At 41.3% G+C, this 15,446-nt stretch carries 18 protein-coding genes; 10 read left to right on the forward strand and 8 right to left on the reverse strand.

Annotation, left to right across the window (positions count from 1 at the left end; genetic code table 11):
* Positions 1-263 precede the first annotated feature (263 nt).
* The 3 genes from V7K40_RS06250 to V7K40_RS06260 all read left to right on the forward strand — a co-directional run bounded on the left by V7K40_RS06250 (position 264) and on the right by V7K40_RS06260 (position 1,863).
* The gene (locus V7K40_RS06250) at positions 264-512 is read left to right on the forward strand and encodes a type II toxin-antitoxin system Phd/YefM family antitoxin (RefSeq protein ID WP_334957728.1); all 249 of its coding nucleotides are present in this window, start codon (positions 264-266) and stop codon (positions 510-512) included.
* Between the two features lie 2 nt (positions 513-514).
* Positions 515-901 (forward strand): type II toxin-antitoxin system VapC family toxin, encoded by a 387-nt coding sequence (locus tag V7K40_RS06255; protein ID WP_334957730.1) that lies wholly within the window; start codon positions 515-517, stop codon positions 899-901.
* Between the two features lie 566 nt (positions 902-1,467).
* Entirely contained in the window at positions 1,468-1,863 is a 396-nt protein-coding gene (locus V7K40_RS06260) for a hypothetical protein (protein WP_334957732.1), read from the forward strand.
* 16 nt (positions 1,864-1,879) lie between these two features.
* Here the strand turns inward: V7K40_RS06260 and V7K40_RS06265 are convergent, their stop codons facing one another.
* Both V7K40_RS06265 and V7K40_RS06270 read right to left on the reverse strand, forming a co-directional pair.
* Positions 1,880-2,014 carry a hypothetical protein gene (locus tag V7K40_RS06265; protein ID WP_334957736.1) on the reverse strand — a complete coding sequence of 45 codons (135 nt, stop codon included), beginning with the start codon at positions 2,012-2,014 and terminating at the stop codon, positions 1,880-1,882.
* A 725-nt stretch (positions 2,015-2,739) separates the two neighbouring features.
* On the reverse strand, positions 2,740-3,138 hold the full coding sequence (locus tag V7K40_RS06270; protein ID WP_334957738.1) for a DUF4288 domain-containing protein: 399 nt from the start codon (positions 3,136-3,138) through the stop codon (positions 2,740-2,742).
* A 407-nt stretch (positions 3,139-3,545) separates the two neighbouring features.
* On the opposite strand from V7K40_RS06270, the gene V7K40_RS06275 reads away from it, so the two are divergent.
* Entirely contained in the window at positions 3,546-3,932 is a 387-nt protein-coding gene (locus V7K40_RS06275; RefSeq protein WP_334957740.1) for a hypothetical protein, read from the forward strand.
* Between the two features lie 102 nt (positions 3,933-4,034).
* On the forward strand, positions 4,035-4,160 hold the full coding sequence (locus tag V7K40_RS06280) for a hypothetical protein (RefSeq protein WP_334957742.1): 126 nt from the start codon (positions 4,035-4,037) through the stop codon (positions 4,158-4,160).
* A 129-nt stretch (positions 4,161-4,289) separates the two neighbouring features.
* On the opposite strand, the gene V7K40_RS06285 is transcribed toward V7K40_RS06280, so the two are convergent.
* A complete protein-coding gene (locus V7K40_RS06285) occupies positions 4,290-4,964 on the reverse strand; it encodes a hypothetical protein (protein ID WP_334957744.1) in 675 nt (224 codons plus the stop codon).
* Positions 4,965-5,049: 85 nt separating this feature from the next.
* Between V7K40_RS06285 and V7K40_RS06290 the strand changes: the two genes are divergently transcribed.
* A complete protein-coding gene (locus V7K40_RS06290; protein WP_334957746.1) occupies positions 5,050-5,808 on the forward strand; it encodes an ATP-binding cassette domain-containing protein in 759 nt (252 codons plus the stop codon).
* The gene (locus V7K40_RS06295) at positions 5,805-6,437 is read left to right on the forward strand and encodes an ABC transporter permease (protein WP_334957748.1); all 633 of its coding nucleotides are present in this window, start codon (positions 5,805-5,807) and stop codon (positions 6,435-6,437) included. The genes V7K40_RS06290 and V7K40_RS06295 overlap by 4 nt, the downstream gene beginning before the upstream one ends.
* 311 nt (positions 6,438-6,748) lie before the next feature.
* Here the strand turns inward: V7K40_RS06295 and V7K40_RS06300 are convergent, their stop codons facing one another.
* On the reverse strand, positions 6,749-7,987 hold the full coding sequence (locus tag V7K40_RS06300) for a WD40 repeat domain-containing protein (RefSeq protein ID WP_334957750.1): 1,239 nt from the start codon (positions 7,985-7,987) through the stop codon (positions 6,749-6,751).
* A 181-nt stretch (positions 7,988-8,168) separates the two neighbouring features.
* Between V7K40_RS06300 and V7K40_RS06305 the strand changes: the two genes are divergently transcribed.
* A complete protein-coding gene (locus V7K40_RS06305) occupies positions 8,169-9,083 on the forward strand; it encodes a glycine betaine ABC transporter substrate-binding protein (protein ID WP_334957752.1) in 915 nt (304 codons plus the stop codon).
* 51 nt (positions 9,084-9,134) lie between these two features.
* On the opposite strand, the gene V7K40_RS06310 is transcribed toward V7K40_RS06305, so the two are convergent.
* Together V7K40_RS06310 and V7K40_RS06315 are read right to left on the reverse strand one after the other, a co-directional pair.
* Positions 9,135-9,764 carry a Uma2 family endonuclease gene (locus tag V7K40_RS06310; RefSeq protein ID WP_334957754.1) on the reverse strand — a complete coding sequence of 210 codons (630 nt, stop codon included), beginning with the start codon at positions 9,762-9,764 and terminating at the stop codon, positions 9,135-9,137.
* Between the two features lie 72 nt (positions 9,765-9,836).
* Positions 9,837-10,568: a phytochelatin synthase family protein gene (locus V7K40_RS06315; RefSeq protein WP_334957756.1), complete on the reverse strand. Its 732-nt coding sequence runs from the start codon at positions 10,566-10,568 to the stop codon at positions 9,837-9,839.
* 100 nt (positions 10,569-10,668) lie between these two features.
* Here V7K40_RS06315 and ggt point away from each other — a divergent pair, with 100 nt between their 5' ends.
* Positions 10,669-12,480, forward strand: coding sequence for a gamma-glutamyltransferase (gene ggt, locus V7K40_RS06320; protein WP_334957758.1), 1,812 nt, complete (start codon positions 10,669-10,671; stop codon positions 12,478-12,480).
* 83 nt (positions 12,481-12,563) lie between these two features.
* Here ggt and V7K40_RS06325 read toward each other — a convergent pair whose 3' ends face one another.
* Positions 12,564-12,827, reverse strand: coding sequence for a hypothetical protein (locus V7K40_RS06325; RefSeq protein ID WP_298916704.1), 264 nt, complete (start codon positions 12,825-12,827; stop codon positions 12,564-12,566).
* Positions 12,828-13,577: 750 nt separating this feature from the next.
* Positions 13,578-14,174 (reverse strand): DUF1802 family protein, encoded by a 597-nt coding sequence (locus V7K40_RS06330; RefSeq protein WP_334957761.1) that lies wholly within the window; start codon positions 14,172-14,174, stop codon positions 13,578-13,580.
* A gap of 1,008 nt (positions 14,175-15,182) precedes the next feature.
* Between V7K40_RS06330 and V7K40_RS06335 the strand changes: the two genes are divergently transcribed.
* Positions 15,183-15,401 (forward strand): hypothetical protein, encoded by a 219-nt coding sequence (locus V7K40_RS06335; protein WP_334957763.1) that lies wholly within the window; start codon positions 15,183-15,185, stop codon positions 15,399-15,401.
* The last annotated feature ends 45 nt before the right edge of the window (positions 15,402-15,446 follow it).

The following is a 15,446-nucleotide window of genomic DNA, read 5'->3' on the forward strand; positions in this document are numbered from 1 at the left end:
TTTAACTTGCATCTACAGCCTGATTTTAGTCAATTGGTATAAGGGGATGCAGAATCTATAGTTTTAAGCGAAGTGCGATCGCCTTTTACAGCTACTCAACCATCAAGCAGGTATCAAATTTACAAACTCTCTCTGGTGTCCATGAGTGGCCGATCGCAATTAATCATAAAATCATCACCAGAAATTGTCTAGACTGTCGATGAGCGATCGCCCAACCATTCGGTGTTATCGTAAAGAATATTAGGAATTAATTACCAAGGCAGATGACTATTACTGTCAACGTTACTGAAGCAACTGCCAAATTTAGTGAACTTCTAAGTCAGGTATTGCTTGGTGAAGAAGTCGTGATTGCTGAACAGGGGATTCCTGTTGCACGTCTAGTCGCCCTTACGAATACCAGTTCTCCTCGCATTCCAGGCTTAGATAAAGGTAAAGTGTTTATTGCACAAGATTTTAACGAGCCTTTACCAGAAGAAATCTTGAGTGATTTTGAAAGTTCTAACTTCGTTTAGTAATGAGAGCTTTACTGGATACCCATGCATTCATTTGGTGGGTGACAGATGACTCTCAGTTATCTGCCAACGCTCGTAATCTGATTGCTGATTCAGGTAACATCCTATTTTTGAGCGTAGTAAGTACCTGGGAAATTGTCATCAAAAATAAATTAGGGAAACTGACTTTTCCTGAACCTGTAGAACAGTATATTCCAAGTCGTCTGGCGATCAATCGCTTTGAAAGTTTACCTATTCAAATGAGCCATGTTTTGCAAGTTGCTAGTTTACCAAGTATCCACCGAGATCCATTTGAGCGGATTTTGATTGCCCAAAGCCAAATAGAGAATTTGCCAATTGTGACAATTGATCAGCAAATTACACAGTATCTTGTTCAAACTATATGGTGATGGCGATCGCCCTTCTACAAACTGCGATCGCCCTTCTACAAACTGCGATCGCCTGTTGTTTTGCCTACGCAGCGATATCTAGCAAGAAATCGCTTTGCCTCTACGCACTCCCCAATAAATGGGAGCGGTCTGCCTCGTGACGGGAGCGGTCTGACTCGTGCCGGGAGCGGTCTGCCTCGTGCCGGGAGCGGTCTGCCTCGTGCCGGGAGCGGTCTGCCTCGTGCCGGGAGCGGTCTGCCTCGTGCCGGGAGCGGTCTGCCTTGTGCCGGGAGCGGTCTGACTCGTGCCGGGAGCGGTCTGCCTCGTGCTGGGAGCGGTCTGCCTCGTGCCGGGAGCGGTCTGCCTCGTGCCGGGAGCGGTCTGACTCGTGCCGGGAGCGGTCTGACTTAAAACTTTTATGAAACTTAGACAATTATTTCTAGAGAAATCAACATCTAATGATTAAATACCGAAAAATTACTAGTATCACCTGAAAATTTTATGAGAAAAATTGCGAGTTCTGCTGAACCGGAATACGGTTTAATTGAGGCAAGCTAGCTATATAAGCATTTTAAAGGAATAAATTTATGTCTCGTCAAAAACGTACATCCCGCGTTTTAGAAAAATCTCAGTTAAGATCCGCTGGACTTAAATCGATTGTTCCAAACATCAAATTTGATGAAAATCATAGTCAGGAAAAACTGATTGAGTCAATTGAGCAGTTACGTAACAAACTTGATGTTTATAACACTGCTCTGTCTGTGGTTGACTCTTCTAGAACTGAAATTGAAGAGATGGAAAAAAACTTGAGTCAGCTTTCTGAGAAGATGCTGATGGTGGTTGCTATCAAGTACGGCAAAGACAGCCGTGAGTATGAGATGGCGGGTGGTGTTCGCAATAGCGAGCGTGCCCGCAAAATCAGGTCGAGCCGCTTGAAAAATGTTGCAGAACAAGTCTTAAATGAAGATAGTAAAACTGCATAGTAGTGGCGCGGCAAGCCTAAAATGTTGTTGCATTAGAGTTATCTATATCGTCGGTTTTAACAACCGGATAAAAATGCTTAAGTTTGACACAAGCATCTTCAGTAGTAATAAAATTTTGATTGCTGCCAGCTACTGTTAGATGATTCACCATTGGGTATAGTTTAGAATCTGGCTTCTACCGTATAATATAAAACTGCTCTAGACGAAAGCCAGAGCAGTTTTTGAGAGAAATAAGTTATATAGTATATAGGAGACTTTTACTGTTGTCTCCGGTTTAGGCATATTAAATACTGTTATATAATAATATTTACCTCAAGTTTCGTGCTTTACGCAAAAAACAAATAATCTTGAAGTTGGCATTACAAAATTTAGAAGTAACCGCAAGGCAATCCTAACTATTACCCCATCCATTGGCGACATCCGAGACTTTGAGCAGATGCCTTGGCTTACAGCTATTTTCAGGTAAATAGACCACGCGGTAGGGGCACAGCATTGCTGTGCCCCTACGATAGATGTGGTTCAAATACATGAAAACTGCTGTAAATCAATACGTACCGCCAAGGCTCACCGACGTAAGGATGTCGCCTTGAAAATTCTTGAATAGATCGTCAAAGAAGCTGAACGGCGCAAATCCGATCGCCTGAATTTAGAGATTGAGGCAATTCCAGAGTTTGCCTCAGCACGAGCCTTGTACAACACTATGGGTTTGAGTACCGAGGCTCCTTCGCTGACTACATTAATAACTCAAACAGCATATTTATAACGTTAGTTGTACTGTAAAGGTTTGGGATGGCGAATGCACTGTTGGATTGAAGCATTTAAAGTTTTTCAATAACACACGTCGCCACTCATTATTTTTGCTACTTCATCCATAATTTATTTACTGCTATAGTCTGGCTTAGATGGATCTATTGGTTCTAAGGAACGAAAGATAGCTAGCTGAGATTTTGGAGTCAACATTTGTTGTAACTCGCTTTCACGTATACCAATTTTTTCCTCAAACATCAGTTCAGCACCATGTTCTAATTCATCATGAATAACATTGAGATTCCGTAAGCCTTTATAAGTAAAAGTTACGGTTTGATTTTTGGGATTGAGATATGTGCTGTTACTCTCATAACCAAGTTCTTCGGCTTTGTCAAAAGCCTCTTCTGGTGAAGAAGCACGGATAAGAACAATATTTACATGAACAACATTACGTGGATTTCCTTCAATGTTGCACTCGATTACCAATTCAGCAATATACCACTTTGCGTTCTTTGGAATGTATGCCATTGCTTATAAAACCAAAAAATTATATTAATAATGGTATCACTGACTATTTAGTAGTTTTGTTTTAAAGGATTTTTTCAACTCAAAACTATTAAGGAGACAGAGTAGTTCATAGTCGGAAAATTGATGAGTATGGTATCTGAAAAAAATAATATATAGCCATCTTTGAAAGTTTGTAGCGATATAGTGCCAAGCTATAACATCTAGATACTTTAATGGTAAAGCTAAAAATATATGAGTGCTGTTGTGTTCATTTGTCCTGATTTTCCGTCGTAGTTAAGTATCTTATATTTCATATTAAGTTCTTTCATTACATTTGCAATAATCAAGTTTGTGAACTCTGAACTATATAATTATTCAACTTAAGTATTAAATAAAAAGATTACCAATAGTCTAGGAAAAGCAAAGACGTGAACCGTTTCAAAAAGCTATCCTCAATTGTGTTGCTGCTATTAACCTTCATTTATCCACCTGCTTTAGCTGAAGCTAAGGATAATACTCTAAATAATGTTCTCAATCAACAGAGTATTGACGCACAGACAAAATTAGTTGGAGAGCAAAGTGAAGAGCTTTTGTTAGCTCACAGATACACTCGACGACATTATTATAGACGACACTATCGACGACATTATTATAGACGACACTATCGACGACATCATTACAGACGACACTATCGACGACATTATTACAGACGACACTATCGCTCTATAGATTATCACGGACAACGATATCGTCATGGAGAATGGGAACTTGTGCGCGATCGTCATGGACGATTAATGTATGATTGGCAGCGTTAATAGTAAACGAAATTGAAGAGATGGAAAAAACTTTAGTCAGCTTTCTGAGAAGATGCTGATGGTGGTTGCTATTAAGTACGGTAAAGCCAAGCGTGAGTAGAAATGGCGGGTGGTGTTCGCAATAGCGATGCCTGCGGCGGGCTACGCCTACGCGCCCGCAAAATCAGGTCGAGCCGCTTGAAAAATGTTGCAGAACAGGTCTTAGATGAGAATGCTAAAACTGCATAGTAGGGTGTGTTATGCCAAAGGCTAACGCACCGTTTTTATGATCTATTGGGGTGCGTTATGGCGTTAGCCTAACGCACCATACATATACTGGCACAGTGCTGGTATATATCCTAATTTTAGAAAACACTACTAGTTGACAATACCAGCTTTCTTTAAAAGCCTCATTAGCGAAAGACTTGTTATTGATGCATCGTAAGAGAGAACATACTCCCCATCATTGATTTCATAAAAACTACCAATGTAGTGATTACCGATAACTCCAACTATCTTCTTCGCACGTGCCAATAAGTCGTCTAAATGTGACCACATTATTGATGATTTTTCTTTATCAATCAACTCATGATGAGCCACTTGTTTATCTCTTACTTCTTTGATATTTTTTATTTCCTCTTTTGAGGGTAGTTTTGTGTTAAGTGCTTCAGCTACAATATTTGTAAGTTCTAAGTCAGATAGAGATATAAAACATTTTTTATCAAGTCCCCAATTAGTTAGTTTTTGTTCTAACTGTTCTCTCTGTTCTATTTTAAATTTATTGCAGTTATCTTTTAGTATTTTAACAGCAGCAGGAAGGCTTCTCAATGGATACGTCTTCTTAGGTGTTTCATAAATTTTATTTATAGCAAGAATAGTATTCTTTAACAAGGCAACTTGAAGCACTGCAAATAAATTTTCAAAATTATCCTTAATTAATGTATCTTTATGATTACCAATGACTTCGTATAATTTAATTGCTTCTTCTGCATCCAAAATGTCCATTGCTACGCCTTTAATTATATCTTCAAGTTGATTCGGTAGAGGAACCATAATTTTTTATAAAAATAATTTATATAAACCATATTCACAAAATTAGCACATAATACATATAACTAGCTTCTAGTGCCAGCCACTCATGCCGCAAAATAACCAAACCGCCGTCGAATTCCGCGATGTCACCTTTAGCCGCAATCATCGCTCATTGGTGTCAAATCTCAATTTCACCATTCATCAAGGAGAAGCACTCGTATTACTCGGACGCAGTGGAAGTGGCAAAACCACGACAATGAAGTTAATTAATCGCCTATTTACACCCACACAAGGCGAAGTTTTATTTGATAGTATTCCGACAACTCAATGGGATGAAATTAAACTGCGGCGAAAAATTGGTTACGTAATTCAAGAAATTGGTTTATTTCCCCATTTCACTGTAGAACGCAATGTGGGTTTAGTCCCGGCTTTGGAAGGTTGGCAATCGAAACAAATAAAAACGCGGGTTTATGAATTGTTGCAATTAGTAGGCTTAGAACCGACACAATTCGCTGGACGTTACCCGCACGAACTTTCGGGAGGACAAAGGCAAAGAGTCGGTGTAGCCAGGGCTTTAGCAGCAGATCCGCCAGTATTGTTAATGGATGAACCCTTTGGCGCACTCGATCCAATTACGCGTCTAGAACTTCAACAAGAGTTTCGGCATTTGCAGCAAGAATTAGGCAAAACTGTTGTGTTTGTCACCCACGATATTCAAGAAGCCTTTATTTTGGCATCAAGAATTGGTTTAATGTATGGCGGAGAATTGGTAGTATTGGGGACAACAGATGAATTTATGCGATCGCAACACCCAGAAAGCCTAGCTTTTCTCCAATGTCTGCGTTCCTTCCAAGACAATTTATGAAAAATTTTTTCCTCGTTAAGTATGCCCCAGAAATTCTTCAGCATACTCTAGAACACTTATTTTTGGTAGGAATCGCGATCGGAATTGCCATACTTGTAGGCATTCCTTTAGGTATTTTGATTACACGCAAAACCTATCTTCGCCAACCAATTCTTGGCATAGCAAATATTCTGCAAACTATTCCTAGTCTGGCACTGTTTGGCTTACTCATTCCGGTTCCCATAATTGGCGGAATTGGCGCAGTACCAGCAATTGTTGCCCTGATTGTATATTCCTTGCTGCCGATAATTCGTAACACTTACACAGGAATTACTAGCGTCGATCCAGCTATTCGGGAAGCTGGGAGAGGGATGGGGATGACAGATAGACAATTGTTATTGCAAGTTGAAATTCCCTTAGCAATGGAAGTAATTTTAGCAGGAGTGCGGGTAGCAACGGTAATTGCCATTGGGATTGCAACCATTGCAGCAGCAATTGGTGCTGGTGGTTTAGGAGTGTTTATTTTTCGCGGCATATCAGTAGTGAATGATCAGTTAATTTTAGCTGGTGCAGTTCCGGCGGCGGGAATTGCATTACTAGCTGATTTTGCAATTGGCTGGTTGGAGAATAAATTAAAAATTAAAAATTAAGCAAGTTAGAGGTCAGCCCCTTGGGGGAAGTCAAAAGTCAAAAGTCAAAAGTCAAAATTAATAATCCGCATAAATAAATTTAGCGCTTTCGTCTGAGCGGAGGTTTCTACCGGAAAGCGCAGCCCGCCGCAGGTATCAGAATTTTGCAAGACAAGCAACCATTTAAAATCCCTAAAAAGCCCATTGCATAATACTTTTGACTTTTGATTTTTGAACGCCAGTTGCTTCTCCTGTCGGAGACGCTGCGCGAACAAGTCGGCAGAGCCGCCCAACGCACTGGCTCCTTTTGACTTCCGCCTTGCGGTACTAGCCTAGTTCAAATTCCACACCTTGATAGTCTCAGTCCCCCAAGTGCCAGCGGCAAGCGTTTTTCCATCCGGGCTGAAGCTGACACTGTTTACAGGAAAACCGCGTTCAACCAGCGTCTTGATCAGCGTGCCGTCTGGCTTCCACAGCTTGATAATGCCATTATCCGTACTGCCAGAGGCGATCATTTGTCCATCCGGGCTGAATCTAATACTGCTCAGAGGGAAACTGGTATTGTCCGCAGGATCATAATGACCCTTCAGCGTCTTGATCAGCGTGCCGTCTCGCTTCCAGAGCTTGATAGTGCCATTTCCATTGCCAGAGGCGATCATTTGTCCATCCGGGCTGAAGCTGACACTCTTTACAAAATAATCGTTCTTCAGCGTCTTAATCAGCGTGCCATCTCGCTTCCACAGCTTGATGGTATTTTTGCTAGTGCCAGCGGCGATGCTACTGTCAGCGGCGATGATCGTTTGTCCATCCGGGCTGAAGCTGACATCCTCTACAGAAGCATTGTCAACATTCAGCGTCTTGATCAGCGTGCCGTCTCGCTTCCACAGCTTGATAGTGCCCCAACTGCTAGAGGCGATCGTTTGTCCATCCGGGCTGAAGCTGACACTGTCCACACCACTAGTGTGTCCCGTCAGCGTCTTGATCAGTGTGCCGTCTGGCTTCCACAGCTTGATGGTCTTATCCCCACCACCAGAGGCGATCATTTCTCCATTCGGGCTGAAGATGACACTGCTAACAGCAATCTTGTATCCGTGTCCACTCAGTGTGGTGATCAGTGTGCCGTCTGGCTTCCACAGCTTGATAATGCCATCTGCATTGCCAGAGACGATCATTTGTCCATCCGGGCTGAAGCTGACACTGTTTACCATAGCACGGGGATCGAAACCACTCAGGGGATTGATATCACTGAGATCCAAGCTGTTTTGCTCACTCACCTGATTAACCCCCTGCTTCTGACTTGCGACTTTCAAATTTTGCTTAGAGTCTGCTGACTGTTTCAATAAGTGTTTGTTCTCTAGGCGGGCTGTTTCAACCGCTGCAACTGTGCGATCGCCATTGACAGCAATCACTGTTTTCTGACTTTGCCAAGCCGCAAATCCTGCTGCGATCGCGCTTGTCAGCATCAGCGCAATTGCCCCCAACCGAATCCGCCGATTTGCTTTCTGGTTCATCTCTGACAACACCTGCAAATCCTGCTCCTTTGCTTGCGTCAATATTTGTCGTTGTTTCATTTTGCCTCCATGAAACAGAAGATTTACCATAACTTTTCAGAGCCTTTTTGTCTAAGAATGTTCTTGGTTCAAGATTCGCTGACGTAAAAGTATCCAGAATACAAACGATATTATCCGCCTAACGCACCATGTTATATAGCGGTGCGTTAAGCTACTTAAGATTGAATTTATAAATGGTCTAATGAAAAGATTTTTAACATTTTGCTTTTTAACTTTTGCTTTGTTACTGGTAATCACTAGCTGCACACCGAATTTAAATAGTAGTAGCAATGCCAATATTATCGTTGCTTCCAAAGATTTTACCGAACAAGATATTTTAGGTGAGCTTTTAGCACAGCAAATTGAGTCAACAACTAATTTAAAAGTGGATCGTCGTTTCCGTCTGGGTGGTTCTTTTGTTTGTCATAGTGCTATTACTGCTGGCAAAATTGACGCCTATATTGAGTATACAGGCACAGCTTTTACTGGGATTTTGAAGCAAAAAGCAATTAAGGATACCAAAGAAGTTTATGAAAGATTAAAACAAGCTTATGCCCAGCAATTCAATTTGGAAGTGATGCCAAGCTTGGGTTTTGAAAACACTTTTGCGATGATTGTCCGGGGTGATGATGCCAAACGCTACAATATTCAAACTCTCTCCCAAGCTACTCAATATACACCGCAGTGGCGTGGCGGTTTTGGCTACGAATTTTTAGAACGGGAAGATGGTTTTCCAGGATTAGCTAAAACTTACGATTTACGTTTTGCTAAACCACCCCAAATTATGGACTTGGGTTTAATATATCGTGCTTTGATTCAAAAACAGGTGGATATGGTAGCGGGTAACTCTACTGACGGACAGATTGCTCGCTTGGGTTTAGTTGTACTCAAGGATGATAAAAAATATTTTCCTCCTTACGAAGCTACACCAATTGTTCGACAAGAAACTTTAAAAAAATATCCCGAATTAAGAACAGCGATCGCTCAACTTGCCGGAAAGATTTCGGCAGATGAAATGCGGCAATTAAACTATTTAGTTGAGGGTGAATTGCAAGATATTAAAGATGTTGTGCGCGAGTTTCGCAAATCTAAGGGATTAGGTTCATCTCAACCATAGGTACGATGGAATCGCTTATACCATTTTTCGTGTTTAACTATTACCGCTTGTCTACTGTTGTCCACGCAAAAAGTTCTTTAACCACCTAATCACCTCACTTGTTGTTTGCTCGTTTGCAATTTGAAGACATTGCTGTACAATTTCTCTGACGTTAGGAAAGTAGCTGCTTTCTGTAAGCAGATAACTTTCTTCTTGCAATCTATAAATTAATAACTGATTACTCTTTAATATCCAGACCTCTGGCACTCGATAAGGTAAGAAATCATTAATGTTGGTGTAGCTTGTCACATCTATTTCAATTGCTAAATCTGGTGGGGGATCTGATTGCCAATCAATTCTTTTTTTACCTACTACTGCTCTCCAATTTTCAATGTAAAAGCAATAGTCTGGTTCAATACCACTAACCTCTGGCAAGCTCATGGTGATGGGCGTAAATGACTCGTATATGCGGTTCAAGTGGTCAAGTAGAGCTATTATTATCAATGCCAACAAACTCGCATCTCTTCCATGCTCAGGTAGGGGTGCCATCAGTAAAATTTCTCCAGGCCGATATTTTATCCGAGGCGAGGAGCGATCGCCTAGTTGCTGACTCAATATTTGATAGTCTTTCCAGTCTCCCAAAAGCTTCAACACCGCGCCAGGTGGTAACTCGATTCTTTCTGGGGTAATTACGGTATCCATAATTAGCTCGCATTATTTATATCGAAGATGGGCGATCGCAGGATTCATGAACTCAATTAACAGACTGTTATATCAAGGGCTTTTACTAACAAATACAAAGCCACGGGTCTTATTTACTGAGGAATCATTTGTGAGCATTGCTTTCCATAAATCTGCTGTTTTTACCCAAACTGGTGGATATTTGTAACGAGAAACATCAAGAATTAAAAACCTATCTGTTTGCTCATTATATGCTGCTAAAGGAGAAATATGCCCACCTTTCTCTTCACCTATTTCTTTGCGTAAATAGTTTACTAAAACAAAGTTTTGCGGTTGTTTTAAATTTTCTGCCGCTTGTTTGCGGAACTGCTCTAAACTAGTGTCGGCAGCGTGGTAAACATTAACTCTAACACCATAGCTGGCTAGTAATTGCCCTAACTGATCTAAAGTCATACCTTGCCGAGACACAACTTCAGGACTTAGCACTTTTTTTGTATTATCATTACTAAAAAAGTTTTCTTGAGTAAATATTCGATATGGCTTGTACTGCGGTGCTTCTGGTGCTGGAATTTTTAGACTATTCAGTACCATAACCATACTAGCAACACCACAATATGCCTGATTATTTTGAGTAGTGAACTGTATACTCAGTGGAAAGAAGTCTTCATTTGATTTACTCTGAAGTAATAATTTTTCACCTTCAGGCGTATTAAAACCTACTAAGTTAGACGAAAGCGGTAATGTTTGAGAGAGAACGCTTCCGGTGGAGATACATAATCCAATAGTTAAAGCGTTGAAAAATGTTTTACTTATTTTTCGTAACATAGCATTTATAAGTACTGTAAAATTTTCAAATCAGATCATATCAATAATCTCACGTCAAGATGCAAAACAAGTATAAAATTTTAGGAGAAATGCTATAAAAATGCTTACTATTACTAAACATAAGCAAATTGCCATCGCAATCTTTTCTTTCAGTGTATTGCTTTACAGCCAAGTTGCCTCAGCTGCATTAACTTTACCCCTACGCAGCAAAAAGGGGATGGTGGTTTCGGCCCATCCCTTAGCAAGTGAAGCGGGAATTTTGATGTTACGCAAAGGTGGTAATGCAGTGGATGCAGCCGTAGCCACAACCTTTGCAATCTCGGTAGTTGAGCCTTTTTCAGCCGGAATCGGCGGCGGCGGATTTTTGCTGATGCACTCCGAGAAAACTGGGGAGATGAAAGCGCTAGATTTTCGAGAACGCGCACCCCTGAAAGCTACAAGAAATATGTATCTAGACGCAGAAGGAAAGGTGCGTCCGAATGCAAGTATTAATGGTTATTTGGCAGTAGGCACACCAGGAACGGTAGCGGGACTTTATGAAGTGCATCGTCGCTATGGTAAGCTACCTTGGCAAGAGGTGGTGAAGCCTGCGATCGCACTCGCTAAAGATGGTTTTGTCCTCAGTCCTCAAATTACTTGGCGTTCGCTCCCAGAGTACAAAAACCGCAAGCAAGTAATTCTCGACAATCCAGCAGCGCGGGAAATTTTCACTCGCAATGGTGAGTTTTATCAACCAGGGGAAAAGCTGGTGCAGCGCGATTTGGCACGGACTTTAACAGAAATTGCCCAAAATCCCCAAAGTTTTTACACCGGAAGTATTGCTCGTGTGATCGCCTCTGATATGGTAAAAAATGGTGGTTTAATTACTCTAGAAGACCTGAAAGCCTACAAACCAATCTGGCGCACTCCCGTTTGTGGCAATTTTCGTAAAGCTAAAATTTGCTCAATGCCACCACCTTCATCGGGAGGTGTTCATCTATTGCAGATTTTAAATATTATCGGTGACACTGATTTAAAATCTTTAGGATGGCATCATCCCGATGCTATACATTTAATGGTAGAAGCAATGAAGATTGCTTACGCTGATCGCTCAGAATATTTAGGCGATCCAGATTTTGTCAAAGTCCCTGTACAAGAACTGCTCAGTCCAGCTTACGCCAAAAAACGTCGTCAAGAAATTAATATGCAAGTGGCTAGACCCTCGACCGAGGTCAAGCCAGTAGATAAAGAGACATTACAACGTTTTAGTCAAGCTAATAATCAGAGTTTAGGAGAAAATATCATTCCGTTATCTGCTCAATCTCTTAAACTGCACGCGACTCGGTATGAATCTCCCCAAACCACTCATCTTACTGTTGTGGATGAAGAACGCAACGCCGTAAGTCTGACTTTCACGATTAACCTTGGTTTTGGTGCTGGTGTGGTGACACCCGGAACTGGAATTGTCCTCAACAATGAGATGGATGATTTTGCTTCTGCGCCAGGAGTGCCTAATGCCTTTGGTTTGGTTGGTAACGATGCCAACAGCATTGCCCCTCGTAAAACTCCTCTATCCAGCATGACTCCCACAATTGTTACAGAAAGCGGTCATTTCCGCATGGCAGCAGGTGCGCCTGGTGGTAGCACCATTATCACCCAGGTTTTACAAGTGATCCTGAATGTGCTGGAATATAACATGGATGTTGGTGCGGCTGTTTCTGTTCCACGCATACATCATCAATGGCTTCCCGATGAATTGCGCGTCGAATCTTGGGGTTTGGATGCTCTCACTGTGCAAGACTTACGCCGTCGGGGGCATAAAATTAAGGAAACTGCTCCTTGGGGTAATGGTAACGCGATCGCTGTTACAGCCGATGGAACTTTAGAAGGGGCGGCTGATCCTCGCGGTGAAGGTTCCCCAAAAGGATTGTGAGCCAGACAAGGAGAATAATAACAGACGCGATTAATCGCGTCTCTACTCCTAACTCCTGTACAGACGCGATTAATCGCGTTTTTCTATTGATTTTGAGCTGTTGACTCTGCGTAGCTGCTGCCGCCAAACTCGTTTGCCCGTGTGCTAGGTACTAGTGTCCAACCTGCTTTGAGAAGTTTTTGATAAGTTGCCCAACCTTTAGAACCACCTGGTATTTGATAATCTGGGACTGCGAAATGTCCAAAAGCTGTGTAAGGACGCCAAGGCTGATTGGGTTCTGTCTGCAAATACAAAATTTTCTCTCCGTCACCACCAGACTTAGATAACCAGCACATTTGTCGATGCATTGCAAACTCCTTTGCTTTTAGCTAATAACTAACCCATAATGGCAGACTTTTGTCAAGCTAAATCTTACCCTTGTGGAGTACTTTTTTGCCTAATACTTTAGACAAAGTGTAATTAAGTTCTATCCACTACAGAATAATTACTTAACAAGTCATACCCTGAGAAAGCTGCTGTAGGACACAAAGATCAACAGCTTTCCCTCACCTTCCTTCTAGGGGAGATTTTTCTAATGTTATCCGCGCTTTTAATGAGTGTGTGTAACAATAACTACTATTTTAGCTAGAGTTTACAATCAGACTATTTGTATTTATGGTTACATAAGCGTAGATTTTAGAAATTACTTATAAAATTCTGTTGATTAAACACTATGAGCAAACAATATAAAATCTAACACCAATGCTTGTTGTTTAAATGATCCGTTTGATGACCAGACACAATCCCGTATTTATCTAGAAGCAAGATCATTTATAAAGTAAAAATAAAATTAACTGTAGGGTAGAATAGCGTTACTTAACCTAGTACCGCAAGGCGGAAGTCAAAAATCAAAAGGAGCCAGTGCGCCCTTGCGGCTCTGCCGACTTGTTCGCTCTTAGCGTTCCCGCTTTCTTAGCAACTGGCGTTCAAAAGTCAAAAGTATTATGGAATGGGCTTTTTAGGGATTTTAAATGGTTGCTCTATTCACGCCGTAGCGTACTAGATTTAGATCCCCGACTTCTTCAAGAAGTCGGGGATCTAGGCAGCAAGTTGGGTTATTAGAAAGATGGAGCATACAACTTATCGCCGACAATCTTGCGAATTGTCTCTACTAGTTGAGTGTATGCAAAGTCAGACAAAACTGGTTTTGCTGCTTGCAACTCAATTGCTTGATCTAAATCAATCCATGACTTGCAACCGCCATATTTAGGGTGGTAGGGAATTTCTTGTTCAGGTAGTTGATATGTCCGCAGCAGGAGAATATAAAGCGGCTGGCGTGATTTCCATTTGAGGCGATCGCTAATAAAATGCTCGTTCCAAATATGGAAGGGAAGCAAAGTGTTGACAATAGACTCGTCACTAACTGGCAAAATATCTGTAATTTCAGCCCAACTGCCGATACGAACTGTCTCTGGATGCCAACCTGATGTTACTGGATATACACTATTGGCATACTCTGCTTTGAGCATGAAAGCTTGTTGATGTTCATAAGTAGGGTAAAGCAAAATTTGCTTGTGGGCAACTTGGAAATGTCCATTTCGTTCATGGATACCGCCTTTGCGGAGCAACATAATTGTTTTACCGTCTTCCAAGGCATTTACGGCGACTGCCCATTCTTTGAGAGCATGAAAAGTTGTAGTCAATTCCATCTGCATCTACTATAACTCTGATTTAATTTCAAGCTAAAACCGATAAAGTGTGAAACTATCCAAGGGAATGAATTAGGAAGCAGTTATGGAAAAGCGATCCCCGGGGCGCGTTATCCCGAACAAGCACTAGACAACACATTAGCCGCCCAAATTCAACTTTCTGCCGCCCAATTGGCAGAAATTGATGCGATCAGCCGTATTGTCACCCACCATCTTGATAACAGTCCAATTATGTGGAATTGATCACAATGCAGTTTGGTTAGTCATGTTAATCTCTCTGTTTTGGAGACGCTACACGTAGCTGGTTTTTGAGTAGGGGCTTCTTCAGTAGCATAAAGTATTTTTTGCTACCTAATAGGCAGCTTTGATGGTAATTTCTTCTTTAATAATCATGGCTTGTTTGCTTCCATAATTTCTCATCTTTAATCATGTTAGAGTATTCCAAAAAATAAATGATCCAAAACCTGTCATTGCGAGCGAAACGTAGTGTAGCAAAGCAATCTCAAAGTCTTTGCGATTGCTTCATTACGCTTTGCTCCATTCGCAATGACAATTGGGCATTTTTTTATTTGGAGTACTCTTACTTATTTGGCTATATATAAATAATATTCACAGTTGTCAAGAGGAATTAACGTCATGAGGGGAAAGAATTAAGACGATTTTCCAACCCAATCGTATAACGCTTCCCCATTTCCCGGTAGTGTGGAGAACAGGGAGCGATCGCTGATTAATTTGGATACCAGGATAACGAGAAAAGGGTGGAAATCAGTTCGGAGCGAATAGAACGCTCTCAAACAGGTAATGAGAAGTGAATTTGTCACCTTGAAAGGGGTAGTCCTAAATATTATCCATAGAAGCACAAGTTTTCTAATATTTAGCTATTTCTTTCATCTTTACTCCCAGTTCATGGCAGACAAAATTTGTATCTTTCATTACCGCTAACCATATATTGCTCAACAGGTTACGATCAATTAAGAAGTAATAATTTTTTACGGCACCGCCAGGAGTCTCTTAATGTTCATTGATGAATTGTCACCTATATTCAGAGAATTTATCCAGCATCCAGTCTCATTTGTGGGTGGGTTATTCTCTGGTGTGCTTCGGCTGAATCTTGCAGACGATCCCGTTAAAAGCTGGCTGGATCAACAGATCCGCTCAAATAGTTACACCAGCACCACAATAGACGCACATAACGGCAAAGCAAGTGGCCCTCAACAGATTTCGATTGACTAAATTTTTGGGTAATCGCAAATCTGGTTAATCATTTTGGTGACAGAC

The organism is Nostoc sp. (assembly GCF_036917195.1).
Lineage (GTDB): Bacteria > Cyanobacteriota > Cyanobacteriia > Cyanobacteriales > Nostocaceae > Nostoc.

Bases quoted from the DNA above. Each gene is read 5' to 3' on its own strand.
- ggt (WP_334957758.1), top strand. From the start codon at position 10,669: ATGCTTACTATTACTAAACATAAGCAAATTGCCATCGCAATCTTTTCT.
- V7K40_RS06315 (WP_334957756.1), bottom strand. From the start codon at position 10,568: ATGTTACGAAAAATAAGTAAAACATTTTTCAACGCTTTAACTATTGGA.
- V7K40_RS06260 (WP_334957732.1), top strand. From the start codon at position 1,468: ATGTCTCGTCAAAAACGTACATCCCGCGTTTTAGAAAAATCTCAGTTA.
- V7K40_RS06285 (WP_334957744.1), bottom strand. From the start codon at position 4,964: ATGGTTCCTCTACCGAATCAACTTGAAGATATAATTAAAGGCGTAGCA.
- V7K40_RS06290 (WP_334957746.1), top strand. From the start codon at position 5,050: ATGCCGCAAAATAACCAAACCGCCGTCGAATTCCGCGATGTCACCTTT.
- V7K40_RS06325 (WP_298916704.1), bottom strand. From the start codon at position 12,827: ATGCATCGACAAATGTGCTGGTTATCTAAGTCTGGTGGTGACGGAGAG.
- V7K40_RS06265 (WP_334957736.1), bottom strand. From the start codon at position 2,014: ATGGTGAATCATCTAACAGTAGCTGGCAGCAATCAAAATTTTATTACT.
- V7K40_RS06300 (WP_334957750.1), bottom strand. From the start codon at position 7,987: ATGAAACAACGACAAATATTGACGCAAGCAAAGGAGCAGGATTTGCAG.
- V7K40_RS06310 (WP_334957754.1), bottom strand. From the start codon at position 9,764: ATGGATACCGTAATTACCCCAGAAAGAATCGAGTTACCACCTGGCGCG.
- V7K40_RS06270 (WP_334957738.1), bottom strand. From the start codon at position 3,138: ATGGCATACATTCCAAAGAACGCAAAGTGGTATATTGCTGAATTGGTA.
- V7K40_RS06250 (WP_334957728.1), top strand. From the start codon at position 264: ATGACTATTACTGTCAACGTTACTGAAGCAACTGCCAAATTTAGTGAA.
- V7K40_RS06295 (WP_334957748.1), top strand. From the start codon at position 5,805: ATGAAAAATTTTTTCCTCGTTAAGTATGCCCCAGAAATTCTTCAGCAT.
- V7K40_RS06330 (WP_334957761.1), bottom strand. From the start codon at position 14,174: ATGCAGATGGAATTGACTACAACTTTTCATGCTCTCAAAGAATGGGCA.
- V7K40_RS06280 (WP_334957742.1), top strand. From the start codon at position 4,035: ATGGCGGGTGGTGTTCGCAATAGCGATGCCTGCGGCGGGCTACGCCTA.
- V7K40_RS06335 (WP_334957763.1), top strand. From the start codon at position 15,183: ATGTTCATTGATGAATTGTCACCTATATTCAGAGAATTTATCCAGCAT.
- V7K40_RS06305 (WP_334957752.1), top strand. From the start codon at position 8,169: ATGAAAAGATTTTTAACATTTTGCTTTTTAACTTTTGCTTTGTTACTG.
- V7K40_RS06255 (WP_334957730.1), top strand. From the start codon at position 515: ATGAGAGCTTTACTGGATACCCATGCATTCATTTGGTGGGTGACAGAT.